The following is a 22,382-nucleotide window of genomic DNA, read 5'->3' on the forward strand; positions in this document are numbered from 1 at the left end:
AAATTGTAAGCGCTATATCATTGTTCGTAGCAAGTGCAGTCTCATTTAGAATGGTTCCATGAGGTGGGAATTATGTATCTGCGAATAGGTTGCACAGAAATTAATTAAATTGTAAAATATACATTACATAATGACATATATATATTACATTGTATTGGCGAGATTGATGAAGGACGAGGGTCGAGCATGAATCAGAAGTTAAAGATGGCGCGTGTGGAGAAAGACATGACACAGCAGGAATTAGCGAACGCAGTCAACGCGAGCCGGCAGACGATTGGTCTGATTGAGAAGGGGGAATTCAATCCATCTCTCCAGCTGTGCATTGCGATTGCGAAGGCGTTAGGCAAGACTTTAGATGAACTTTTCTGGGAGGGGTAACAGCATGGAAATCAACAAATGGTTTACATCCAGCAACCAGAGCAATGATGAGTATGTGATTCAGAAGAAAAATAAGTTCAAAATTGAAGCGCTCTATCTGATTATCGGCTTGCTGCTTCTGAATGGGATTCGTGGCATCCTCATGGGGGATTATTCAGAGAATGTGCTGATGAGTTTAGGAATTGTCTTTTTCTATGCAATCTATTTTATGCTCCGCTATATATTCACTGGATTGGAGTACCGGGATGTAACAACAGATAGAGGGTATCGCAAAAAGCGGCGAGAAGTGTTGATGATCTCACTCAGTGCATTCGGCATCTTTTTCATTGTAACGATTGGACAGAAGTTGTTATTTAGACCGGACAAGCCTTGGATGGACGTCATTGGCCCTTCTGTATTGTTCTTGATTATTCTCGCCGCGGGCAACTACTTTAGTTTGAGAAGGTCGTATGCGAAAAATAAGGAAATATTCGATGATACGAAGTAAAGGCTGTAATGTGAGGTAAGGCAATATGATGGATCATGATTCATTACCTTTTTTGAAAATGAAATGAAAATATTGTTGACAACTCATATTTTCAGATGTATTATCTTCAACAACAAATGACAACTTCATACTACCTTATCAAGAGTGACTGAGGGACTAGGCCCTATGACGTCCGGCAACCTTACCTGTGAGTAAACGGTGCTAAATCCTACGGAATGATTCCATTCTGAGAGATAAGTGTGGCGATACTGCCAATTCAGCCTCTTTCTCTCTTAGGGAAAGAGGCTTTTTAGTTTTCATCTAGGTGATAGCAACAGAATGGCGGGGTGTGTGAAATGATTGAAATTCGGAGTTTGGTTAAGGAGTATCGAAGCAAGACATCGACCGTCATCGGCGTAAATAACGTCTCTCTTCGAATCAATAGGGGAGAAATTTACGGGATTATTGGACGAAGTGGTGCTGGGAAAAGCTCGTTGCTGCGCTGCATCAACTTGCTGGAGGAACCTACATCTGGGAGTATCCTCGTCGATGGCGTTGATTTGACGAAGCTGCAAGGAGAGAGCTTGCGACAAGCAAGACTGAAGATCGGCATGATCTTTCAGCACTTTCATCTTATCCGCTCCAAGACGGTATTTGAGAATATTGCATTTGCTCTGAAGGCCAACAACAAGTCGAAGGCAGAGATTGAACCGCGTGTCCTTGAATTGCTTGACATGGTCGGCTTGGCGGACAAGCGAGATGTATATCCTGCTCAGCTCAGCGGCGGGCAGAAGCAGAGAGTAGGTATCGCCAGAGCGCTGGCCAATGAACCGCATGTGCTGCTGTGTGATGAAGCAACGTCTGCGCTGGATCCTGAGACGACTCAGTCAATCTTGGAGCTGCTGAAGAAAATCAATCGCGAGCTTAACCTGACGATTGTATTGATTACGCACGAAATGGAAGTGGTGAAGGACGTCTGTGACCGGATGGCGGTGATGCAGAACGGCAATGTGGTAGAAGAGGGGCCGGTATATAACATTTTCTCTGATCCACAGCATCCGATGACCCGCTCGTTCATCAGCAGTCTGTTCCAATTCAATCTTCCAGAACGATTGATTCAGCATTGCAAGGGAACGATCGTGAAGATTCACTTCGTGGCGCCGCAAGCGGAGGAAGCAATCATTACTGATGTAATGACGAACTTCAAGGTTAGAGCAAATATTTTGCATGGCAAAATTGAATACATCCATGACAACCCGCTAGGCATTCTGATCTTGGAACTGAATGGAGAAGTATCAGAGCTGCGGGAAGCACTCGACTACATCAAAGAACGAACCTATCGATTGGAGGTCATCCATCATGTTGAGTGATTCGATCATCCAACTGCTGCCGGACTTGGGCAAGGCATTTGTCCAGACGCTCTATATGGTTGGAATTTCGCTGTTTGCTGCTATAATTCTGGGTCTTCCCATTGGAATTCTATTATTTGTAACCGATAAGGGGCTATTCCTCGAAAATGCGTTTACGAAAAATGTGCTAGGCTTCATCGTCAACATGATTCGCTCAATTCCGTTCATCATCTTGCTGGTGACACTGCTGCCGCTGACGAAGCTCATTGTTGGCTCAACGATAGGACCGACGGCTGCTTCTGTATCGCTCTCGATTGCGGCAATTCCGTTCTTCGCCCGCTTGGTAGAGACGGCGCTGCGCGAGATTGACAAAGGTGTCATCGAAGCGGCAATCTCCATTGGTGCAACACCGTGGATGATCATCAGGGATGTACTTCTCCCTGAAGCGAAGCCAGGCATCATTCAAGGCGTGAACATTACAGCAATCAGCCTTGTCGCTTATTCGGCAATGGCTGGTACAGTCGGTGGAGGTGGAATCGGCGATTTGGCGATTCGGTTCGGTTACTATCGCTACGACAACACTGTAATGTTTACCACGGTAATCATTCTAATCTGCTTGGTGCAGATCATTCAGTACGGAGGAGACTTTATTGCAAAGAAAGTAGACAAGCGATAATGCATTCGCTTTTGTTCAAAAAGTCATACCTGGGAAGCAACGCGGCATCGAATCTTGCACTTACTTCGAAAGCATGGTTCGAGTTCCTGCAACCTACTTGGTGCTGAAAACCAGTCTTAATGCACCGAAATGATACAAAAATATTATCCATACGGAGGTCATCATTTATGAAAAAAACAGCTCTCGTCCTATCTCTTATTCTAGCAATTGGCTTGCTCGCTGGATGCGGCAGCAAAGACGCATCAACGGGTTCAGGAGACACAAAGCAGAAAGAAAGCAAAGCAATCAAGATCGGCGCAACAGCAGGCCCTTACAGTGATATGATAACGAAGGCGATTAAGCCGATATTGGAGAAGAAAGGCTATTCCATTGAGTTGGTTGAATTCGGAGATTATGTGCAGCCGAACCTGGCATTGTCGAATGGAGATTTGAATGCGAACCTGTTCCAGCACAAAATCTACATGGAGAACTTTGCAAAAGAAAATAAAATTGAATTGTCCGAGCTTATTTCGGTACCGACGGCACCAATGGGCATCTACTCGTCCAAGTTCAAATCTTTGGATGAAGTTGCTGACGGAAGTACAATAGCGATTGCGAACGATCCGACGAACCTGGCGCGTACATTGGGCTTGCTGCAAGATGCTGGACTCATTACCGTGAACAAGGACATCGATCCACTGCGTGTATCGGAGAAGGACGTGAAGGACAATCCGAAGCATCTTGTTCTACAGCCAATCGAGGCTGCTCAGCTTCCGCGCGCAGTAGACAGCGCTGACCTGTCTCTTGTTCCGGGGAACTTCGCGCTTGCTGCGAAAATGAACCTGCTCGATGCTCTGAAGCTCGAAAATATGCCAGATGATTACCGCAATCGTGTCGTTGTGAATACAGCTGATTTGGACAAGCAATTCGCGAAGGACTTGAAGGAAGCGGTTGAATCCGCCGAATTCGAGAAAACAATAGATGAACAGTTCAAAGGCTTCGGCAAACCAGAGTGGATGCTGAAAAGGAAGTGACATCGATGACGAAGGAAGAGAAAGCTATCGTCGTTAGAGGTACGCCGGCAGTCTATCATTGTGAAGCGGGCATTTTGGACAAGCTAGATACATTATTGGCACCGTATCAATACAAGCGAGTGATTGTCGTGCATGGTGATCGCTCCTTGGAGGCGGCGCAGCCCTATTGGCCGAAGGAGACGAACATAACGCTGATATATCTTCGCTATCAAGGAGAATGCACCTTGCAGGAAGCGCATCGGATTGCATGCTATGCACAGTCCGAAAGAGCGGATGCCATTCTTGGACTCGGCGGCGGCAAGGTAATGGACTTGGTCAAGGCAGCAGGCAATACATCGGGGCTGGATACGATTCTCGTGCCGACGCTCGCCTCGAATTGTGCAGCATGGACGCCGCTCAGCGTATTCTATAACGAAGAAGGGCAATTCACTCACTATGCCGTTTTTCCGAAAAGCACACTTATGGTGCTGCTTGAACCACGCATTGCCTTGCATGCACCTGTTGATTATCTGCGCGCAGGGATTGCCGATACATTAGCGAAATGGTATGAGGCGGATGTACTCATTCGTGATTTGAAGCATCGTTCAGCCGCTGTGCAGGTTGCGCATCTTACAGCTCGTCTATGCCAGACTGCACTTCTGGAGCATGGACGGCAGAGCATTCACGACGCAGAGCAGAAGCAGCTATCCGATGCGTTCGTAGAGGTAGCGGAGACGATCATTATGACAGGCGGCCTTGTTGGCGGCTTCGGCGATCATCTTGGTCGAATAGCTGGAGCACACTCGGTTCATAATGGTCTCACTGCTGCGCCAGCGACACATCATTTGCTGCACGGCGACAAGGTCGCGTACGGCATCCTCGTTCAATTGGTGCTGGAGGATAATGTTGCGGAAGTGAAGAATTTGCTGCCGTTCTATGAAGATTTGGGCTTACCTTATCGATTAGGTGACCTTGGATTATCTGTGGAAGACCGTCCAACGTTGGAGAGCATTGCGCGGCAAGCGACTCTCCCACAGGAATCCATACAGCTGATGAAGCCAGAAGGCGTAACCTCGGACGAGGTATATGAGGCAATCGTGAAGCTGGAGCAAATTGTATCGTGAGGAAGGAATAAAGCGCCATCTGTTCGCTAATATGCGGCGGATGGCGCTTTTTTGTTTTGAAATACGTATATCGCAGTATCTCGTAGCATCCTCGCTGCACGAATAAGTTTGCTTACGAAGCCAATTGAGCAGGTTCTTTCAGCTTACGCTGCAATAACTGCACCCCTCCAACAATCATAGTCGTCAGTAGGATGACCGCAGTCAAGATAAGCAAGAGCGCATGGATTGAATCCGATATGGCTGGACCCCCGTTCACTAGGTTCATAATGCCAGTTACGGCATAGGTACCAGGGGAGAATTCACTGATTTTCTGATAGAAAGATGGCAGCAGCTCGCGCGGCAGCAGAGCTCCCGAGGTGATCAACTGGATCGACAGCAGTGCAATATTGACCCATGCACCAGCATCGCTGAAGATGTAAAAGGACAGCTGAGCGACAAATAGAAACGTGATGACGTAAGCGAGTTGGAATAGCCACATTATGCCGAAGCCTTGATCGGAATGAACACCCATCAGCGCCACCATTCCCGTGCCGACCGTTGTAATGATCAAGGAGGCCACAATATTGAGCAGGGAGCGAGTTGTCAGGAGTGTCCATTGGCCACATTTTTGTTTAATAGCTTTGGCAGCCTTATTCATTTCCATGGTGAACTGCATGCAGCCAACGAAGGAAGCCAGCAGCAGCATCATGGGAACCATCGTCCACGAGAAGTTCGAGATTGGATGGACGTTATTCATTTCGGCTACAACGCGTGCAGACATGGATTCGGATAGGCTGCTTGCTTGCGACTGTGGAACATGTACCTGCTCCAGTACTTGAGTCATGCCCGTACGAACCGCATGTTCATTGAGTGAAGTCGTAATTTGGCTGGAGACAGATTGCATTACACTTTTGACCATGCTTGGATTGGATTCGTTCACAGCGTACGTGATGACAGCTTTCTGTGTCGGATCCGTTAGCTGCTTAGAGAAATTGCCTGGAATATGCACAACCAGTTGCACCTTGCGTTCTTCAAGCTGTGTCATCGCCTGATCAAGACTCGCTTCCTCTTTCATGTGAAATGGCAGCTTCCCCATAATCGATTGCACCGCTTGCTTGCCAACTACTTGATCCTCATTCACTATGGCAATGGCTAACCGATTCACATTGTCTGTCAAATGATCGTACCCGGTCAGCCAGATTAGGCTGAATAGCACTTGAAAAGTAAGCGCGGTAATAAGGCCAATAATGACCGACGGCGACTGTAACAGGTGAAGAAAAGTGGATTTTACAGACATTTTGTTCATGAATCAACACACCTCATTTTTAATATTTATTTATTAATCAATAAATACGATGCCAAAAAAAGTGCGACCTCAAAAAGGCAGCAGATGAATAATGGTTTCACTATGTTTTATTTAGATGGCCACGGAGATAAATTAGGCGCTTCAAGCACTTCTGACATCGTAATAATTAGACCTGAGCCGATGAACATGCTGGCTGCGAATTTGGCATTCGGAATCCCGGCTTGTTCAAAGCGCCGTATGACCGTCTGGTGTATCGCAGTGAAATGGTCGCGCACCGAATCGCGAATTGCTGGCTCTGAAGTTGTAAATGCCTGCATCGTCACGAGCATCTCATCGCGATGGGTCTCAATGAGCTTCCCGAAGGCGCGTCCCATTGTCTCTACAAACTGTTCGGGAGGAGCATCCACGCTGGAGAAGGCCTCTTCAATCTTCTCTGTGGCGCGGTCGAGAACTGCGATGAACAATTCCTCTTTGGATTTAAAAAAATGAAACACATATGGCTGCGTTACACCAGCCGATTTGGCTATTTTGGCGGTTGTCGTCTTGTAAAAGCCATGCTCCGCAAAGGAGGCGACAGCAGCATCAATGATTTGATCCTTACGAGATAAAGATGGGTCTTTTGGTGACATGTTGGTTCAACACCTTGTCAGAATTTTTGTTATTTATTAATCAATAAATTAATGTGTGTGCTTCCTTTTGTCAAGTGGGGAAATGGCCATAGTATACATAAATCTAACATCCTCAAGAAGGGCTCGCATCTTTATTTTTGGATTTTATTGCTTGACTTTTTCGTTGGAAGGAGTAAGATAATTCCCATATCAATCAGGCGATGACCAAAGACATGATTTCCAGCACGAGCTGTCCAGAGAGAGAAGCGATTGGTGCAAGCTTCTTCAGTTACGGTTGTGGAATTACCCCTTTGCAGCCGTGATGTTGAACCTGAGGGTGATCATTTGTAAATGGTACTTGTACCATTGCAATCCGCTTCTCAGCAGTAAGCATCACCGACCCATCCTCGTTACCGGATGTCCAATGAAGGATCTTGCAATTGCAGCGAATGGCGGCTTATCCCGTTCCAACACGCAATGCAGGATTGAATTAGGGTGGAACCACGAGATAGAACGCACTCGTCCCTTTCGGGAGAGATGCGTTTTTTTGCGTTCTCTCAGGCGTTCACCATTCACTTGCGACTATGAGGAAAGGGAGGCTGAAGCATGGAGATCAAGGTAACATTTCCAGACGAATCGAACAGGAGGTATTTGCAAGGCACGACCATCGAAGAAGTTGCAGCATCGATTAGCACAAGCTTGAAGAAGCAAGCACTTGCCGGGAAAATGGACGGTACGCTCGTGGATGTCGACACTGCGATCGAGCATGACAGCCTCGTCGAGATTGTCACAGCAGACAGCAAGGATGGTCTCTCCATCATTCGCCACAGTACAGCACATGTAATGGCGCAAGCCATTCAACGCATATATGGAGCCGATGCAGTCAAGCTAGGAATCGGCCCAGTCATTGAAGATGGATTCTATTACGACATTGATATCGCGAAGCCATTGTCGACAGAGGATCTGACAGCGATTGAACAAGAGATGTCGCGTGTCATCCAAGAAAATCTGCCGATTACGCGCGAGGTTGTCAGCCGGGAAGAGGCTATTCGCTTATTTACCGAGCGGGATGAGCCGTTGAAGCTGGAGTTGATTCATGACCTGCCGAAGGACGCAGTTATCAGCATTTACAAGCAGGGTGAATTCGTGGATTTATGCCGAGGCCCACATGTTCCGTCCACAGGCCGCATTAAGGCCTTCAAGCTGATGAAGGTATCCGGCGCGTATTGGCGTGGGGATTCGAATAACAAAATGTTGCAGCGCGTATACGGAACTGCCTTTGTGAAGAAGGATCAGCTGGAAGAATATTTGCATATGCTTGAAGAAGCGAAGAAGCGCGATCATCGCAAGCTTGGAACAGAGCTTGGACTGTTCATGTTCTCCGAGGAAGCGCCTGGTATGCCTTTCTACTTGCCGAACGGGATGACGATTCGCACAGAGCTTGAGGATTTCGCGCGCGGACTTCAACGAAGACGCGGCTATGACGAAGTGCGCACACCGCTTATGATGAACAACCGATTGTGGGAGCAGTCGGGTCACTGGGATCACTACAAGGACAATATGTATTTCACGAAAGTAGATGATACGACGTTTGCACTGAAGCCGATGAACTGCCCGGGGCATATGCTCATTTACAAAAATGGGCAGCACTCCTATCGAGAGCTTCCAATTCGACTTGGCGAGTTCGGTCAAGTACATCGGCATGAAATGTCTGGCGCCTTGAACGGTATGCTTCGGGTTCGTACGTTCTGTCAGGATGATGCTCATCTGTTCGTCCGTCCGGATCAGATCGAAGAGGAGATCGGCAAGGTTATGGCCTTAATCGATCACATTTATAACGTGTTCGGCTTCGAGTATAAGATCGAGTTATCTACTCGGCCGGAGGATTCGATGGGCTCAGAGGAACTGTGGAATGAGGCGGAGCAGGCATTGCAGAACGTGTTGGATAACCGCGGCGTCGAATATCGTGTTAATGAAGGGGACGGGGCCTTCTATGGGCCGAAGATCGACTTTCACATCTTGGATGCACTCAAGCGGAGCTGGCAATGCGGCACGATTCAGCTGGACTTCCAGATGCCGGAGAAATTCGACCTGTCCTATATCGGAGAGGATAGCCTGAAGCATCGGCCTGTTGTTATTCACCGTGCGGTGTACGGTTCGATTGATCGGTTCATTGGCATATTGACAGAGCACTATGCAGGAGCATTCCCGACATGGCTTGCGCCCGTTCAGGTGGCGGTACTGCCTGTATCGGATCTCTTCGTCGACTACGCGTATGAAGTGAAGGAATCGCTGGAACAGGCGGGCATTCGGGTACAAGTGGATGCGCGCAATGAGCGTCTAGGCTTCAAAATACGCGAAGCGCAGCAGAGCAAAGTTCCTTACATGCTTATTGTAGGAGAGCAGGAGCAGGCGAGCGGAAGCGTGTCCGTCCGCAAGCGGGGCGAGGGCGATCTGGGAACGCAGCCAATTCAACAACTTGCTGAACTGATTGAAAAGGAAATAACAGCCAAGGTGTAGAATACAATCTCATGATTTCGCATTTGAAAGCGAAGGAGATGAGTAGCTATGAATAATACAGGCTTGCGAACCTATACACAATTGGATGCTGACCAGCTTGAAGCACTGCGTAGGTTGGAAGACATTTGCAATGAACACGATCAAATCATTTTGAAGTTGAACTGGGATTCACTACGTGCACGCACGGGTGATGTCGCTAACGACTATGTGTATGTTGTAGATGGTGAGATTGTTGGATTTCTCGGTATCTATCAGTTCTGTGCATCGGAGGTAGAGATAAGCGGGATGGTGCATCCCGACTATCGGCGTCAAGGCATATTCAATCAGCTTGTTAAGGAAGCTCAGCAGGAGTGTGGGAGACGTCGGGTGGAGAAACTCATCTTCATTTGCGCTCGACCTTCCTTATCCGGCAAGGAATATTTGGAGAGCATCGGTTCGAAGTGCAGCTTCTCCGAATATTGGATGACACTTACTGGAGAGCATGTGCAAGATGCTAGTGAACCCCCTGCGAAAATCGAATTACGTCAGGCAGAGACCAGCGATGTGGCTCTTCTCACACAATTGAACATGGATGGCTTCGATATGAATGAGGAAGATGCAAGAGGGTATGTAGAGACGGCGATGCTCTCGCAGCAGGATTATATTTTTATTGCAGACTGCCAGCAGGAGAATGGAGAATGGCTGCCTATCGGGAAGATTCATGTTATGCGGGAAGAAGGCAGTGCATTTCTATTCGGCTTCAGTGTTCAACCTGAGCACAGAGGCAGAGGATACGGACGCTGGATTCTTCGTAGTATTATTGAGCGCATGAAGGAGCAGCAGCCAACTGCCAAGATTGAATTAGAAGTTGCAGTTGAGAATGAGCGGGCACTAGGGTTATACACGTCATGTGGGTTCCACGTGCGCAATATCAATGACTATTACGTATTAGAGCTAGCGTTGGATAGAGCGGAACAAGCTGCCTCCGACAATATTGTGGTCTAATAGCCGCTGGAACCGAAGCGTAATGAAGCATTAGATAAGTTAGAGCGGAGAGATTCGTTAATTAGCATAAGCAGTGCAGCACAAAGTTTGAAGTGCTGTACTGCTTTTTTGTTGTCTAAAGGAAAGGTTTGGATATAAAGGACTCTGCTTACCTCAATTACTTAAGAAACTCGTAAGAATGGAGTAAGAAAAAAGAGAACTCCAGGCTGTACGATGAAAGTAAGTTAAGCAGATCACGATTTTTCATACAGGAAGGATTTGATTGTTCATGATTTCCACCTTGGGCAACAAAATGCTGCAATCACTGTGGATGACGTGGGAGGCTGTATTTGAAATGTTTACGCCTTTGCGAAGTGTATATCAGTCACAGTTTGGGATATGTAAAGTTGTCGTACGGACACATAGGGGCGCCCCTATTCGTTGTGAAGATGGAACTTGTATTTATACAGGCGATTATGTAGGTGAAATTCACCTTGATAACCGGGAGATATTGAAGCTGTCCCGCTCCGTTGGGGCGAATCGGGCTGCAATCGTTACGGCCCGCAGGCTGAGAGAAGCTTTGAGGCAGGTCGGCCCTGCTGTGAATACGGATCCAGAATTGGCTAAGGTGAAGGCACTGACTGGGATAACACTGCTTCATCGCGGCATCACTTATGGATTAGGCTTTGAGCTGCATCCTCTGGAGACAAAGTGGATGCAGCGAGTATCTACCATATATCTGCGTTTGCTGCTCCGCATGCTGAATCCGGAGGGAGCCAAGCGCTTGAAGCAGCAGCGATCGAAGCTCGTGCCGAAGATGCTGTTGATGTCACGTTCAGCACTTGTGAATCGATATGTAAACGGGGAGAAGGGATAAGAACATGGATAACCTTATCGCAGGAATATTAATTGCACTAATCGCTATTTATATGGGGCTTCCCTTTTTATTAACACGAATCTGCGGATGGGGTGTATTTCGCAAGGCGGGACGGAAGCGGGCACATCGTCATGTCGCATTTACGTTCGATGATGGTCCAGACCCGGATTACACGCCAGAGCTGCTTGATTTATTGCGTGAGCGGGGCGTGAAGGCTACCTTTTTTGTTCTGGGCAGCAAGGCGGAGAAGTATCCTGAGCTTGTGAAACGGATGCATGAGGAAGGCCATCAGATTGGCATTCACAATTATACGCATATGCCGAATTGGGTCATGACGCCTCGGAACATCAGGCGCGAGCATGTGGAACGTTCTGCGGACATTATTGAACGCATTACAGGAGAGCGGCCGACCTTCTATCGTCCTCCATGGGGGATACTGAATTTAGGAGATCTGTTCCTGCTGCGCAAATCGTATCGGCTCGTATTATGGTCGATTATTGCGCGGGATTGGAAGCTGGATACGGGGGAACGCAACTTGCGTAAGCTGCTGTCTGAGCGTATTGAGCCAGGTGCAGTTATCGTACTCCATGACAGTGGGGATACGTTCGGCGCTGACAAGGAAGCCCCTGGACAAATGTTGACGGTGCTGCGCGATATATTGCACGAGGCCGAACGTAGAGGGCTAAAATGCGTACGCACGGATGAATTGATCAGGCTGGAGCATGCGTAGTAAATAGGGAAGTTAATGAGAATATAGTATTATTCTTAATACTTCAGCCTGAGAGAGCTCATTGGTCATACGGTATACGTGTCAGGCGTTAAACGCTTTGGTAATGTCTTCGTACCAAGCAGGCCTTTCTATTTGGATTCGGCTTTGTTCAGAGGCATCGAGATTTAATTGGGTGAGGTGTATCCCGTAAAGCTTGCTGTTAAAGTCTGTGTTAAAGTAGTAGCTGCGATTGGTATGATCGCGGTATACACACCACTGCGTCCAATCGTATATGGTGCTGGAGCCCATATTATAGACCGTGCCGCTAGGAACCGTGAGTGTTTGCAAGATTTGTCTAGCTAACCCGATGCTTTGTTTCGTGTTGGCAGGACGAAAAGTCGTTTTCTGTAGGAATGCAGATCGAGCAAAGCGGGATTGGGGAGTCGGATCGCCTGGAATTCCGAGCTGGCCGCTGCCGTAGAGTTCACTTCCACAGCTGGTTTGCGCATTGTTTTCCAGGCTTAAGTGCTGATATAGCTCTTGATTGACAAGATGCCAAGGATATGTAGGCTCATTCGTCAATACGCCCAGTTTGCTCGGGTAAATTTTCATTTCCCCTTCAGTAAACTCCACGATTAAATGATTGCCGGATGCGTCACTGATAATATAATGCAGAAGCGCATAGGCGGACGGATATAGTTCTGAAATATTAATGACGGTCAAATCAGCCAAAGCAGCCTTTACCTCATGGGTATTTTTATAATTCCCCAATAGATACGGAACAAAATTGGAGTTGTAAAGGATGGGGGCACCTGGTCGAGGCATGGGATATTTGCTGCAGGACAACCACAGCCCGGCAACGGAAAGTCCATGCTCGTTCAATCCGTCGGAGTAAAAGATAAAGTCTTCAATTGGATCGCCTGCTCCAACAAACCCGTACTTGTTTTTCCATTTCATTTCATCTCCCGGAAGATTGGCTTCAGGAAAAGACTGTCCACGAGGCACAAAATTGACGATGGAATTGAGCTTCAATGTCCAGTCCATTGTTCTTGCAGAAACGATGCCGCCCTTCTTCGATTTTCGCGGTATCGATATATTTGTACACATGCTAATTCCTCCTTTTCATTTTCTTGAAACGGCGTACTTTTATATCTTATTAGCGGCACACAAAAAGAATCCGCCTTTTCAGGCGGATTCCTCCATGATGTTCGACAATTGAACGACAAAGATGGTATCTATGGTATGACAGAAGGGCAAGCAACGCTTGGGTGACTCGATCCTGCTGCCGAGAGAACAGTTCCGGAAGCAAGTCCTCTCGCGGCATGACATACATTCTCCGCATGGGTAATGGCAGAGATAACAGCGATCCCGTCTGCACCAGCTCGAATTACATGTGGCGCACGCTCTGCCGTAATGCCGCCAATGCCTACGATCGGCAGTGATGTTATCTCTGTTAGCCGTTGAATGATTGCAGTGCCTTGCGGCTCTAGAGCATCCTCTTTGGAAGCAGTCGAATATATCGGCCCAACGCCGAGATAATCGGCTCCTTGTTCCTCAGCCAGCAGAGCCTCAGCTGCCGAGTGAACGGACACGCCGAGTATTTTATTGCCAATGCGATCCCTGACTTGCGCCGCAGGCTCGTCGTTCTGGCCAACATGAACCCCGTCCGCATTCAAGGCAAGCGCCAGCTCTACATCATCGTTCACGAGGAAGGGGATGTCGTGTCTTCTGCACACCGACTGAATGCGCATTGCAAGTTCTTTCTTAGCTGCAGTCTTCAGCGCGTTTGCGCCCTTTTCTCGAAACTGTACTATTGTTACTCCTCCGCGAATGGCCTCCTCGACAACCGCTGCAGGGTCACCCTCGCAATTGCCGCTGCCGAGCACGAGGTACAGCTGCAAATAGGAACGCATGCGGGCTTCTTCAATGCGACTATCTATACTTATCATCTGACCACCTCTTGCATCTGCCGCTGCCGATATGCCCAATGGTTGGTTGGGCCGTTGCCGCCGCCGAGCCCGAGCGACTCCTCAATAGCTGCTTGAATATAATGCCGCGCTGTACGAACTGCGTCGCGGGGAGCAGCACCCTTCGCGAGTTCTGCCGCAATTGCTGCCGAGTAGGTGCAGCCCGTGCCGTGAGTATGCTTCGTTGTGATTCTGCGGTCTTCCAGCAGTGTGAAGCGGGCTCCGTCATAGAACAGGTCAACAGCAAGCTCGGTCGTCATTGCGTGGCCGCCCTTGACGACGACCATTTTGGCGCCGTATTCGGCAATTCTCATCGCGGCATCGCGCCGATCTTGCAGGGATACAATCTTCATACCCGCAAGCGCTTCTGCCTCTGGGATGTTCGGCGTGACAATCAGCGCAAGCGGCAGTAGGCGATTCTTCATGGCCTCTATGGCATCTTGCTGCAGCAGCTCTGCGCCTCCCTTGGCTATCATGACCGGGTCGACGACAACGTTGTTCAAACCGAATGCTTCAATGCGATTCGCTACTGTCTCAATAATGCCTGCGCTGAACAGCATACCTGTTTTTACAGCATCGACCCCAATATCTTCTACGACGACATTCATCTGTTCGGAGACGGCTTCTGGAGCAAGCGGGTAAACGCCATGAACGCCCAACGTGTTCTGTACGGTCACGGCCGTGATCGCTGACATGCCGAATACGTTAAGCTCTTGGAATGTCTTGATGTCGGCTTGAATGCCGGCGCCGCCACCGCTATCAGAACCAGCAATCGTCAATGCTCGTGCGACCGTCATAGCCATACCTTCCTTCTAGCGGTGGCTTGATGGGGGGTGATCGTAGATACTGCTGTATCGAATTGGTCGATCTCAGCCAAGGCATCAAGAAATGCGGTCTGGAAGCTGCCGGGTCCACGATGACCCGCTGTTCGATAGGCATGGGCGGCTGCGCACCCATAATAAGACATCGCTGCGGCTCCCGCCAGCAATAAATCAGACTCTATTGCGGCAAATGCGCCGATGACCGATGTCAGCAGGCACCCGCTTCCCGTTATGCTCGTTAATATCGGATGACCGCCCGCAATAACGTAGCCGGTTGTGCCGTCTGTAATGACATCCTCTTTGCCCGAAATGGCAACGATGGTGCCGAATCGATCGGCTGCCCGCGCAGCAAGATCGAACAACGCTTCAGGGGAGCGGAGGGAGCTTTCAGACTCCACGCAATCCACGCCCTTGATCTCGCCTGCTTCCCCCATAAGCTGGGCAATTTCAGCGGCGTTGCCGCGCACGATCGAGACGCGCAATTCCTTAAGCATCTTCACAGATACCTTCGTCCGATACGGCGTTGCGCCTGCGCCTACTGGATCGAGAATAACGGGAATGCCATGTACATTCGCCGACCGTCCTGCGATTAGCATAGCTTCTATCATGTCAGTATCGAGCGTGCCAAGGTTCAATACGAGCGCATCTGCTGCCTTGGCCATGTCCGCTACCTCTTCCTTGGCTGAAGCCATCACAGGGGAGGCTCCAATGGCTAGCAGACCGTTAGCGGTAAAGTTGGCGACGACGATATTCGTCAAATTGTGGATGAGGGGGCGCCGTTCCTTAATACGTTGAGGGAAGAGAGGCATATCATTCATCCTTGTCTCACCTCTGTCTTCTCCGTCAAGCCTACCGGCCAGTCTTCTACTTGATAAGCCATGTCCCAGAATAGATATTCCAACTGGCAGCTAGTCAGAAAATGCTTCTTCAGCTGCTGCTTGCGTGCTTGCGACAGCGATTCTGCCCATTCATCCAGCATTCGGCGCATTTTGTCCGTAACTCCGCCGCCGAGGTCTCCATAGAAATGAATCCACTCATAGAACGGATGGGCCTCATCTGGATTTACTTCCTTTAGCAAACGTTGTCCGATCTCCGTATATGTCCATGGGCACGGCAGCAAAGCCGCAATAATATCTTCCAGGGTTCCTTCGTGGGCCACGGTAAGCATATGAGACACATAATGGCTCGCAGAAGGGGCGAGCGGGTAGCCTTGCAGTTCTTCGAACGTCACGCCTGCCACATTACAAAAATTATGATGGGGGTGTGTCTCGCTATTCAGTACGAATGAGATTTGCTCGTTGAAAAGAGCCATTGTCTCTCGGTTGTCGCATTTGGAAATCGCAATGCCATAAATCCGAATAAAGGCATTCAAATATTCAAAATCCTGCTTTACGTAGTGAATCAACTGTTCTTTCTTGACAGTACCCTTAGCAATTCCCCGAACGAACGGATGCTCCATAATGGCATCGTATATCGGCTCCGCTTCGTGTCTCAGTTCCTCCGTAAATGTAAGCATGAACAGCACCTCCGCATGATTGGATAGGGGATGAATGCATGCTGAAATCTGGTCAAGGAGCACTTCGCGGCAGCCAAAAAAAGCCGCCCCGAAATGGAGCGGCTTCATCATGTCCATACATAAAGACCATGAACCGGCCGGCTCCACTTCCCTCCGCCGGTATTACCCGGATCAGGTTCAAAGGGTCCAAGAATTCTTGTCTCAGCCGCCTATGCGGCTCCCCTAGTGGATTTCACGTCATATTCATCTTACGAACTACTTTAGCATTGATGGAGATAATTGTAAAACGTTTGTTTTCTGAACCATTCGGTCAAAACGATAATTTGTTAGTGCTTGGAGCGAAGTTTCGTATTGCAATTGACGCTGCGACAACTGATACAATAACCTCATAAGGCGCCTTATGATACGTCAAGTGACAGAGGTTGATGATAGTGATGAGCAACATGATAGGAATCGATAAATTATCGCAGGAAATCGGTGTGACGAGCCGTACCCTGCGCCATTGGGAGTCGCAAGGGCTATTCGCAAGTCAGCGCGACAGTTCTGGCTGGAGGATATATGATGAACAGACCGTGCTTGCAATCCGTATTACAGCCTGGTTAAGAGGGTTCGATATTGGGATTAAAGAGATTAAAGTGGTGCTGGCGGATATGACGTTCCGAACCGCACATCAGGTAATGACTCAGTATGCACACGAGATGATTGAGCACAAAAATGAGTGTATATCGAAGGAAATAACATTGAAGAAATGGTTGGAGCAGTCGTACAAGTACCTCAATGAACCGATTACGGCTCAATTGCTGTTGCAATTAAGTCATGTACCGTCCCTACATTTAAATATGAAGCATGAGGTGACAATGCCGATGAGTAATCAGTGGAGTTATTCTCCAGCATCAATCAAATTCGTAACCCTTCCATCAATGAGAATGGTCAGCCATGTTGTCGTAAGCGCATCTCCAGAAGAAGAAGCGATCGAATCATTAGCGGACTGGCTCGTGCAAGCTGAGCTGCAAGGTACGGCACGGCTATTTGGAAAAAATGAAGAACCACTCCCTGATGTTGAATCGAACGTTTACGGTTATGGTGCATATGCCTCCATTCCAGAGAATATCGACATACCGAGCCATTTTACGGAGGTTAGGTTCTTCGGCGGGGTATATGCCATGATGGAGAGTACAGATGATATTACGGGATCGTGGGAATTATTGATGGAGAAATTGAACAAGCATCCTGACTACGAGCCTGATTCAGAGGCAAGATTCTGCTTGGAGGAGCATATACGAAATGACAGCCCGGAAGGAAGCAGCAACGCTTATTGGCTGCAGTTATTCGAGCCGGTTCGAAAGAAAATAAAATAATAAACATGAAATCCCCGGTGCAGTCGTTGCGCCGGGGATTGTGTATTTGGGGACAGGAGAGAGGGTTGCTCGCTTTAGGTTTTCTTTATTAAGAAATCGAAGTTGCGAGCGGTCGCATGATGCGTTTACGTTGATGGAATGTGGCAATTTCGGCTAGACCGCGCTGCTGAAGCATAAGGGCATTGTCCGCCACGTATTTGCCGACGTCGTCTGGAAAGTGTGAATCCGATGACAGGGTAAAGGGGACGTCATGTCGAAGCAGAACATCGATAAAGGAGGAACTTGGACACATCTCCTTGACCGGGTAGCGATAGAACAGTCCTGCATTTACCTCTGTAGCTGTATTTGTCCGTTGCAATGCCTGTGCGATTCGCTCGTAGTATGGGAGAAGCAGCTCTTCAGATGGGCGATAATGAAATACTTTCAAATTGTCCAAATGGGCGGCAATATCGAACAGACCGCTGTTAATCATTCGTTCGACATCATCGAAAAAGCGTCCGTACAGTTCACGCAGATCAATCTGATCGAAGCGGAACTGAGTCTCGGGATTATCGAAACCCCATCCATCCACATAGTGAATCGACCCGATCACATAGTCCCAATCCGCCATCGCAATGAAAGATTCCAACTCCTTCTCTCCACCTGCAAAATAATCCGCCTCTAATCCGAGACGGAGCTCGACACCCTGTGCGGCCCATCTCGACTTCGCAGCCTGAATGGCAGCTACGAAATCCTCCATCCGCTCGGTGCATACTTGATGCAGCCATGTATGCTGAAGGTGACCAAGCGGGGAGTCTCCGATATCGAGGTGACGTTCGAAGTAGGGGAGCGTCTCTCGAAACCGATAGAGATGATCTACGATTCCGACCTCCCGCAGTCCTTTGCGCAGCGTTTCTTGCAAATAGAGATCGAGCCATGATTCGTCATAAGCTCCTCGCTGCAGTCTTGTATGCATACGCGCATAACTCGCTTCGAGCCATGCACGGGAATGGAGTGGTTCAGTAATTGGATGGAAGTGATCGAATGCTTGATTCGTACGATCAAGCCAGCGGAACGAATAAGGGCCTTCCTCCAAATGCATATGGTAGTCTACATAATACAGCATAATGATCGCATCCCATCCTATGTCATAGTGGCTCATTCGTGATGTATGAAGTGATGTGTTACTTCGAAATATAACTTCGCTATGTTCTTATGGCTCGCAAGCCGTCGTAATCCAACCTACTTGCAATCCGCTGCGCTTCCATTTATCCGGCATTGGTGCATCGCATATGATGGCGGTGACCTTGCTCATGTCACAGATGCGGCACAGCTGTGTCTCCCCGAGCTTGGTACAATCTCCAAGCACATATGCCTGCTCGGATTGCTCAATCATTAAGGTGGAGCAGATCGATTCCTCCATGTCGTAATCACTGATTCCCGCTGGTGTCATTCCTGCGCAGGAGATGAATGCCTTATCGAAGTGGAAGCGTGTAAGCAGTTCACAGGTTAGGGCGCCTGCAATCGATTTCTGCTCTGGATGCGTAACTCCCCCGAGTACAATGACTTTGCCGTCAAATCGTTTGGCTTCCAGCCGTTCCATGAGCAGTTCGGCAGCAGGAATAGAATTCGTCACGATCGTAACGCCGACGACACCGCGTATGGCGCGAACAAGCTCAACAGTCGTCGTGCCTACATCGACCACGATTGTATCTCCATCTTGAATGAGCGCGGCAGCAGCTTCCCCGATTGCTTTCTTTGCCGACTGCTCGCTGCTTCGTTTTTTATCAAAATGAGGTTCAATCTTCACATGCGAATACGCAACTGCGCCTCCGTACACGCGCTTAAGCATCTGCTTCGCTTCCAACTCGTCGAGATCCCTGCGAATGGTTTCGGGCGTAACCGTTAATACGCTGGCGAGGGAAGCAACTTGAATTTTGCCATGTCGATTCAGCTGTTCTAAAATATGCTGTCTACGTTCTTCAGGCAGTAGCATCATGAAGCGGAATCACGTCCTTCGGATGGAGGTATACCGTCGTGGTAGAGCCGACGCTCACCCAATCGGAATTGCGATGAATCTGATCGACGACGACATGCTGACCCTGAACCGTTAGTTCCATACGCGTAATGTTGCCAAGCATGGTCACATTGCGTACCGTTCCTGTTACGGCCATGCCGCCAACGAGCGGCTGCTCGCAGAACGTCTCTGGCCGAATGGCATACAGCTTGCTGTCTGCAAGCGTGTAGTCTGGTACGATTTGCCCTAAGGCTTCGGCGTTCCATACGTTATAGCTGCCAATGAATCTTGCGACGAACTCGCTGCTTGGCTGCGTATAAATCTCCTGCGGTGAGCCATGCTGCGCGATATTGCCTGCATTCATGATGTATATGTGATCACTGACGGACATCGCTTCTTCTTGGTCATGCGTAACTAGTACTGTTGTCATGTTCAATTCACGTTGAATGGAACGCAGCTGCTGCTGCAGGTTTTTACGAATTTGCGCGTCAAGCGCACTAAGCGGTTCGTCCAGCAGCAATACCTTTGGTTTCGTAACAAGCGAGCGGGCAAGTGCGACACGCTGCTGCTGCCCACCAGAGAGCTCACGGGGGAAAGACTTCTCCTTGCCTTGAAGCCCGGTGAGCTCAATCATTTCGCCAACTGCCTGGCGAATCTCATCACGCGGCATCTTCTTCATCGTCAAGCCGAAGGCAATATTGTCGGTTACCGTCATATTGGGGAACAGCGCATAGGACTGGAACACCATGCCGATCTCCCGATCCTTCGGTTCGATCCCTGTCACATCTTTACCATCAATGTGAATCGTTCCGCCGTCGAGCGGAGTCAGTCCAGACAGGATGCGAAGCAATGTGCTTTTGCCGCAGCCGCTTGGGCCGAGGAGTGTCACCAGTTCGCCTTTTTGTATATGAAGATCAATGCTGTTCAGCACCTTTTGTTTATGGAACGTCTTGATTACTTGATTCATCTGTACGTAGCTCATTTAAGAAGCCTCCCTGCTCATTGTTGCTTGGGTAGTCGGAATGCTGCTGCTCACGATGTCTTCTTCAGGCTCTGCGACTGGCTTGGAAGTGCGGCCCGTCAGCTTCACGATCCACGCGCTCAATATGGCCATCAGAATGAAGTAGGTTACGGTAATGGCGCTCGTGATATGGCCGCTCTTGTTCAGCTGTGCATACAGGAAGAGCTGCATGGTCTCGAAGCGTCCTCCGACGAGAATATTAATGAGCACGAACTCTCCGAATAGAATCGAGAAGGAGAGGAGTGCAGATACAAGTATGCCCGGCATAATGTTCGGAACAATCACGCGCAGGAATGCTTTCATGCGGCTGGCCCCCAGTAACTCGGCAGCTTCCATCAATGATCCTGCCTGAACAGCGCGCAAGCTGTTGCGCGTCCCTTGGTACATGAACGGCAGCATGCCGATGACATAGGCACCGAAGACGATGATAATCATGGAGAAGCCTTTGCCAGAGTAGGCGCGAATCAAGCCGACAGCCATAATAACTCCAGGAACGGCATAGGTAAGCATGACGAGCGTTTGAACCCAGTGCTCCAGCTTCGGTGCATACAGAGAAATCGCGAACGTAGCCGGCACGATGACGATCACCGCTGTTACGGTAGCGATGCTGCTGAGCAGCAGGGAACGACCGAACGCCTGTATGAATCGTGTATCCTGAAACAGCTCGCCGAACCATTTCAATGTTAAGCCTTCGGGTAGAATGGTTTGATTCCATGATGTCGCCAAGGAATAGAGCATGGTAGCGATGACCGGAATGAACAAATAGAGCAATACCGCTGCAAAGGCGAGCGTTGGCAGAGAATGAGCCAATCGTTTCATCGCAGATCCCTCCGAACTTTGCGCGTTAGCCATTCATTGACGAGCATGGCTGCAAGCAGCGTCAAGCCGAGCAGTACGCCCAAGGCGCTGCCGAGCTCGGGACGAGCGAAGATGTCTCCTGAGACGAGTGCGCCGATACGTACAGGTACAAGGTTATAGTTGCTTCCTGTCAGGGCATAAGCTGATGCATATGCACCCATGGCATTCGCGAACAAAATACTGAATGTGCCCGCGATTCCCGGCAGAAGTACAGGCAGACCGATACGCTTCCAAAATTGAAACGGTGATGCGCCCAGCAGGGAAGCGGCTTCCTTCCAGTTGTCTTGAATCGCATGGTACATCGGATAGAGCAGCATAATGGCCAGCGGAAGCTGGAAGTACACATAAATAACGGTCAATCCCGACCATGAATACAGATTGAATGATGCCGTCATGTCAATGCCGAATTGGCGGAACAGCAGCGTGAACAGTCCGCTGTTGCCAAGCAGGACAATGAAGGCGAAGGCGAGCGGGATGCCTGCGAAGTTCGATGTCAGGTTCGTAATGACAAGCAGCCGCTCTTGTACGCGCTTCGGAAAACGGGTAAGGGCATACGTTGCAAATACGGCGGCAATGATGCCTATAAGGCTGGACAGCAGGGAGATGAGAATACTGTTCTCAAATGCCTTCCAGTAATAGGGGTTCGTAAAAATTTCTTTGTATTGATTGAATGTAAATGCCCCGCCGCTATCCTCTTGAAAGCTTCCCGAAATCATCGTGAAGAGCGGGACGAACATGAATAGCGCCACAAAGATAAGCAGCGGGATAATCGTGATGTACAGCATGCTGTTGATCCGTTTCATGTGCGTACTCCTTTCCAAAATCAGTACTTGTTGAGTTACTCCGTGAACGAACTTCTATCGAGGCAACTCATGATGAGCGACCGCGTCTAAGGGTA

The 22,382-nt window shown here is 49.0% G+C and carries 23 protein-coding genes and 2 riboswitches; of the genes, 11 read left to right on the forward strand and 12 right to left on the reverse strand.

What is annotated here, in order from left to right:
• Positions 1-186: 186 nt before the first annotated feature.
• The 6 genes from ABN764_RS10010 (at position 187) to ABN764_RS10035 (ending at position 4,985) form a co-directional block, all read left to right on the forward strand.
• Complete coding sequence (locus ABN764_RS10010; protein WP_072727527.1) at positions 187-378, forward strand: helix-turn-helix transcriptional regulator; 192 nt, start codon at positions 187-189, stop codon at positions 376-378.
• A 4-nt stretch (positions 379-382) separates the two neighbouring features.
• Positions 383-865 carry a DUF6773 family protein gene (locus tag ABN764_RS10015; RefSeq protein WP_446671782.1) on the forward strand — a complete coding sequence of 161 codons (483 nt, stop codon included), beginning with the start codon at positions 383-385 and terminating at the stop codon, positions 863-865.
• Between the two features lie 132 nt (positions 866-997).
• Positions 998-1,105, forward strand: a riboswitch (SAM riboswitch).
• A gap of 95 nt (positions 1,106-1,200) precedes the next feature.
• On the forward strand, positions 1,201-2,214 hold the full coding sequence (locus tag ABN764_RS10020) for a methionine ABC transporter ATP-binding protein (protein WP_446671783.1): 1,014 nt from the start codon (positions 1,201-1,203) through the stop codon (positions 2,212-2,214).
• Positions 2,204-2,869, forward strand: a complete 666-nt coding sequence (locus ABN764_RS10025; protein WP_028532156.1) for a methionine ABC transporter permease — start codon at positions 2,204-2,206, stop codon at positions 2,867-2,869. Before ABN764_RS10020 ends, ABN764_RS10025 begins: the two co-directional genes overlap by 11 nt.
• Positions 2,870-3,036: 167 nt before the next feature.
• Entirely contained in the window at positions 3,037-3,882 is an 846-nt protein-coding gene (locus ABN764_RS10030; RefSeq protein WP_446671784.1) for a MetQ/NlpA family ABC transporter substrate-binding protein, read from the forward strand.
• A 5-nt stretch (positions 3,883-3,887) separates the two neighbouring features.
• Complete coding sequence (locus ABN764_RS10035; RefSeq protein WP_446671785.1) at positions 3,888-4,985, forward strand: iron-containing alcohol dehydrogenase family protein; 1,098 nt, start codon at positions 3,888-3,890, stop codon at positions 4,983-4,985.
• Positions 4,986-5,097: 112 nt separating this feature from the next.
• Here the strand turns inward: ABN764_RS10035 and ABN764_RS10040 are convergent, their stop codons facing one another.
• Both ABN764_RS10040 and ABN764_RS10045 read right to left on the reverse strand, forming a co-directional pair.
• Positions 5,098-6,270, reverse strand: coding sequence for a YhgE/Pip domain-containing protein (locus tag ABN764_RS10040; RefSeq protein WP_446671786.1), 1,173 nt, complete (start codon positions 6,268-6,270; stop codon positions 5,098-5,100).
• 107 nt (positions 6,271-6,377) lie between these two features.
• Positions 6,378-6,899, reverse strand: a complete 522-nt coding sequence (locus ABN764_RS10045) for a TetR/AcrR family transcriptional regulator (RefSeq protein ID WP_021254806.1) — start codon at positions 6,897-6,899, stop codon at positions 6,378-6,380.
• A gap of 585 nt (positions 6,900-7,484) precedes the next feature.
• Between ABN764_RS10045 and thrS the strand changes: the two genes are divergently transcribed.
• From thrS to ABN764_RS10065, 4 genes are all read left to right on the forward strand, one after another.
• Positions 7,485-9,398: a threonine--tRNA ligase gene (gene thrS, locus ABN764_RS10050; protein WP_446671787.1), complete on the forward strand. Its 1,914-nt coding sequence runs from the start codon at positions 7,485-7,487 to the stop codon at positions 9,396-9,398.
• A gap of 48 nt (positions 9,399-9,446) precedes the next feature.
• On the forward strand, positions 9,447-10,382 hold the full coding sequence (locus tag ABN764_RS10055) for a GNAT family N-acetyltransferase (protein WP_446671788.1): 936 nt from the start codon (positions 9,447-9,449) through the stop codon (positions 10,380-10,382).
• Positions 10,383-10,650: 268 nt separating this feature from the next.
• Entirely contained in the window at positions 10,651-11,238 is a 588-nt protein-coding gene (locus ABN764_RS10060; protein WP_446671789.1) for a YkoP family protein, read from the forward strand.
• 4 nt (positions 11,239-11,242) lie between these two features.
• Positions 11,243-11,968, forward strand: coding sequence for a polysaccharide deacetylase family protein (locus tag ABN764_RS10065; protein WP_065290116.1), 726 nt, complete (start codon positions 11,243-11,245; stop codon positions 11,966-11,968).
• Between the two features lie 81 nt (positions 11,969-12,049).
• Here the strand turns inward: ABN764_RS10065 and ABN764_RS10070 are convergent, their stop codons facing one another.
• The 5 genes from ABN764_RS10070 to tenA form a co-directional block, all read right to left on the reverse strand.
• Positions 12,050-13,054, reverse strand: a complete 1,005-nt coding sequence (locus ABN764_RS10070; RefSeq protein ID WP_446671790.1) for a linear amide C-N hydrolase — start codon at positions 13,052-13,054, stop codon at positions 12,050-12,052.
• 128 nt (positions 13,055-13,182) lie between these two features.
• Positions 13,183-13,896 (reverse strand): thiamine phosphate synthase, encoded by a 714-nt coding sequence (gene thiE, locus ABN764_RS10075; protein ID WP_446671791.1) that lies wholly within the window; start codon positions 13,894-13,896, stop codon positions 13,183-13,185.
• Positions 13,893-14,717 carry a bifunctional hydroxymethylpyrimidine kinase/phosphomethylpyrimidine kinase gene (gene thiD / locus ABN764_RS10080; RefSeq protein ID WP_446671792.1) on the reverse strand — a complete coding sequence of 275 codons (825 nt, stop codon included), beginning with the start codon at positions 14,715-14,717 and terminating at the stop codon, positions 13,893-13,895. The genes thiE and thiD overlap by 4 nt, the downstream gene beginning before the upstream one ends.
• Entirely contained in the window at positions 14,708-15,553 is an 846-nt protein-coding gene (gene thiM, locus ABN764_RS10085; protein ID WP_446671793.1) for a hydroxyethylthiazole kinase, read from the reverse strand. Before thiM ends, thiD begins: the two co-directional genes overlap by 10 nt.
• Positions 15,550-16,251, reverse strand: a complete 702-nt coding sequence (tenA, locus tag ABN764_RS10090) for a thiaminase II (protein ID WP_446671967.1) — start codon at positions 16,249-16,251, stop codon at positions 15,550-15,552. Before tenA ends, thiM begins: the two co-directional genes overlap by 4 nt.
• Before the next feature lie 131 nt (positions 16,252-16,382).
• Positions 16,383-16,485: riboswitch (TPP riboswitch) on the reverse strand.
• Positions 16,486-16,685: 200 nt separating this feature from the next.
• Here tenA and ABN764_RS10095 point away from each other — a divergent pair.
• Complete coding sequence (locus tag ABN764_RS10095; protein ID WP_446671794.1) at positions 16,686-17,609, forward strand: MerR family transcriptional regulator; 924 nt, start codon at positions 16,686-16,688, stop codon at positions 17,607-17,609.
• An 88-nt stretch (positions 17,610-17,697) separates the two neighbouring features.
• On the opposite strand, the gene ABN764_RS10100 is transcribed toward ABN764_RS10095, so the two are convergent.
• The 5 genes from ABN764_RS10100 to ABN764_RS10120 all read right to left on the reverse strand — a co-directional run bounded on the left by ABN764_RS10100 (position 17,698) and on the right by ABN764_RS10120 (position 22,287).
• A complete protein-coding gene (locus ABN764_RS10100; RefSeq protein WP_446671795.1) occupies positions 17,698-18,714 on the reverse strand; it encodes a histidinol phosphate phosphatase domain-containing protein in 1,017 nt (338 codons plus the stop codon).
• Between the two features lie 87 nt (positions 18,715-18,801).
• Positions 18,802-19,587: a DeoR/GlpR family DNA-binding transcription regulator gene (locus ABN764_RS10105; protein WP_446671796.1), complete on the reverse strand. Its 786-nt coding sequence runs from the start codon at positions 19,585-19,587 to the stop codon at positions 18,802-18,804.
• Complete coding sequence (locus ABN764_RS10110) at positions 19,571-20,587, reverse strand: ABC transporter ATP-binding protein (RefSeq protein WP_446671797.1); 1,017 nt, start codon at positions 20,585-20,587, stop codon at positions 19,571-19,573. Before ABN764_RS10110 ends, ABN764_RS10105 begins: the two co-directional genes overlap by 17 nt.
• On the reverse strand, positions 20,588-21,445 hold the full coding sequence (locus ABN764_RS10115; RefSeq protein ID WP_446671798.1) for an ABC transporter permease: 858 nt from the start codon (positions 21,443-21,445) through the stop codon (positions 20,588-20,590).
• Positions 21,442-22,287 carry an ABC transporter permease gene (locus ABN764_RS10120; RefSeq protein WP_174807976.1) on the reverse strand — a complete coding sequence of 282 codons (846 nt, stop codon included), beginning with the start codon at positions 22,285-22,287 and terminating at the stop codon, positions 21,442-21,444. Before ABN764_RS10120 ends, ABN764_RS10115 begins: the two co-directional genes overlap by 4 nt.
• Positions 22,288-22,382: the final 95 nt, after the last annotated feature.

Source organism: Paenibacillus wuxiensis (assembly GCF_040195695.1).
Taxonomy (GTDB): domain Bacteria; phylum Bacillota; class Bacilli; order Paenibacillales; family Paenibacillaceae; genus Paenibacillus_B; species Paenibacillus_B suaedae.

What these genes read in the sequence shown, in the direction of transcription:
- ABN764_RS10010 (WP_072727527.1), top strand. Translation starts at nt 187, where the DNA reads ATGAATCAGAAGTTAAAGATGGCGCGTGTGGAGAAAGACATGACACAG.
- ABN764_RS10015 (WP_446671782.1), top strand. Translation starts at nt 383, where the DNA reads ATGGAAATCAACAAATGGTTTACATCCAGCAACCAGAGCAATGATGAG.
- ABN764_RS10020 (WP_446671783.1), top strand. Translation starts at nt 1,201, where the DNA reads ATGATTGAAATTCGGAGTTTGGTTAAGGAGTATCGAAGCAAGACATCG.
- ABN764_RS10025 (WP_028532156.1), top strand. Translation starts at nt 2,204, where the DNA reads ATGTTGAGTGATTCGATCATCCAACTGCTGCCGGACTTGGGCAAGGCA.
- ABN764_RS10030 (WP_446671784.1), top strand. Translation starts at nt 3,037, where the DNA reads ATGAAAAAAACAGCTCTCGTCCTATCTCTTATTCTAGCAATTGGCTTG.
- ABN764_RS10035 (WP_446671785.1), top strand. Translation starts at nt 3,888, where the DNA reads ATGACGAAGGAAGAGAAAGCTATCGTCGTTAGAGGTACGCCGGCAGTC.
- ABN764_RS10040 (WP_446671786.1), bottom strand. Translation starts at nt 6,270, where the DNA reads ATGAACAAAATGTCTGTAAAATCCACTTTTCTTCACCTGTTACAGTCG.
- ABN764_RS10045 (WP_021254806.1), bottom strand. Translation starts at nt 6,899, where the DNA reads ATGTCACCAAAAGACCCATCTTTATCTCGTAAGGATCAAATCATTGAT.
- thrS (WP_446671787.1), top strand. Translation starts at nt 7,485, where the DNA reads ATGGAGATCAAGGTAACATTTCCAGACGAATCGAACAGGAGGTATTTG.
- ABN764_RS10055 (WP_446671788.1), top strand. Translation starts at nt 9,447, where the DNA reads ATGAATAATACAGGCTTGCGAACCTATACACAATTGGATGCTGACCAG.
- ABN764_RS10060 (WP_446671789.1), top strand. Translation starts at nt 10,651, where the DNA reads ATGATTTCCACCTTGGGCAACAAAATGCTGCAATCACTGTGGATGACG.
- ABN764_RS10065 (WP_065290116.1), top strand. Translation starts at nt 11,243, where the DNA reads ATGGATAACCTTATCGCAGGAATATTAATTGCACTAATCGCTATTTAT.
- ABN764_RS10070 (WP_446671790.1), bottom strand. Translation starts at nt 13,054, where the DNA reads ATGTGTACAAATATATCGATACCGCGAAAATCGAAGAAGGGCGGCATC.
- thiE (WP_446671791.1), bottom strand. Translation starts at nt 13,896, where the DNA reads ATGATAAGTATAGATAGTCGCATTGAAGAAGCCCGCATGCGTTCCTAT.
- thiD (WP_446671792.1), bottom strand. Translation starts at nt 14,717, where the DNA reads ATGGCTATGACGGTCGCACGAGCATTGACGATTGCTGGTTCTGATAGC.
- thiM (WP_446671793.1), bottom strand. Translation starts at nt 15,553, where the DNA reads ATGAATGATATGCCTCTCTTCCCTCAACGTATTAAGGAACGGCGCCCC.
- tenA (WP_446671967.1), bottom strand. Translation starts at nt 16,251, where the DNA reads ATGCTTACATTTACGGAGGAACTGAGACACGAAGCGGAGCCGATATAC.
- ABN764_RS10095 (WP_446671794.1), top strand. Translation starts at nt 16,686, where the DNA reads ATGAGCAACATGATAGGAATCGATAAATTATCGCAGGAAATCGGTGTG.
- ABN764_RS10100 (WP_446671795.1), bottom strand. Translation starts at nt 18,714, where the DNA reads ATGCTGTATTATGTAGACTACCATATGCATTTGGAGGAAGGCCCTTAT.
- ABN764_RS10105 (WP_446671796.1), bottom strand. Translation starts at nt 19,587, where the DNA reads ATGATGCTACTGCCTGAAGAACGTAGACAGCATATTTTAGAACAGCTG.
- ABN764_RS10110 (WP_446671797.1), bottom strand. Translation starts at nt 20,587, where the DNA reads ATGAGCTACGTACAGATGAATCAAGTAATCAAGACGTTCCATAAACAA.
- ABN764_RS10115 (WP_446671798.1), bottom strand. Translation starts at nt 21,445, where the DNA reads ATGAAACGATTGGCTCATTCTCTGCCAACGCTCGCCTTTGCAGCGGTA.
- ABN764_RS10120 (WP_174807976.1), bottom strand. Translation starts at nt 22,287, where the DNA reads ATGAAACGGATCAACAGCATGCTGTACATCACGATTATCCCGCTGCTT.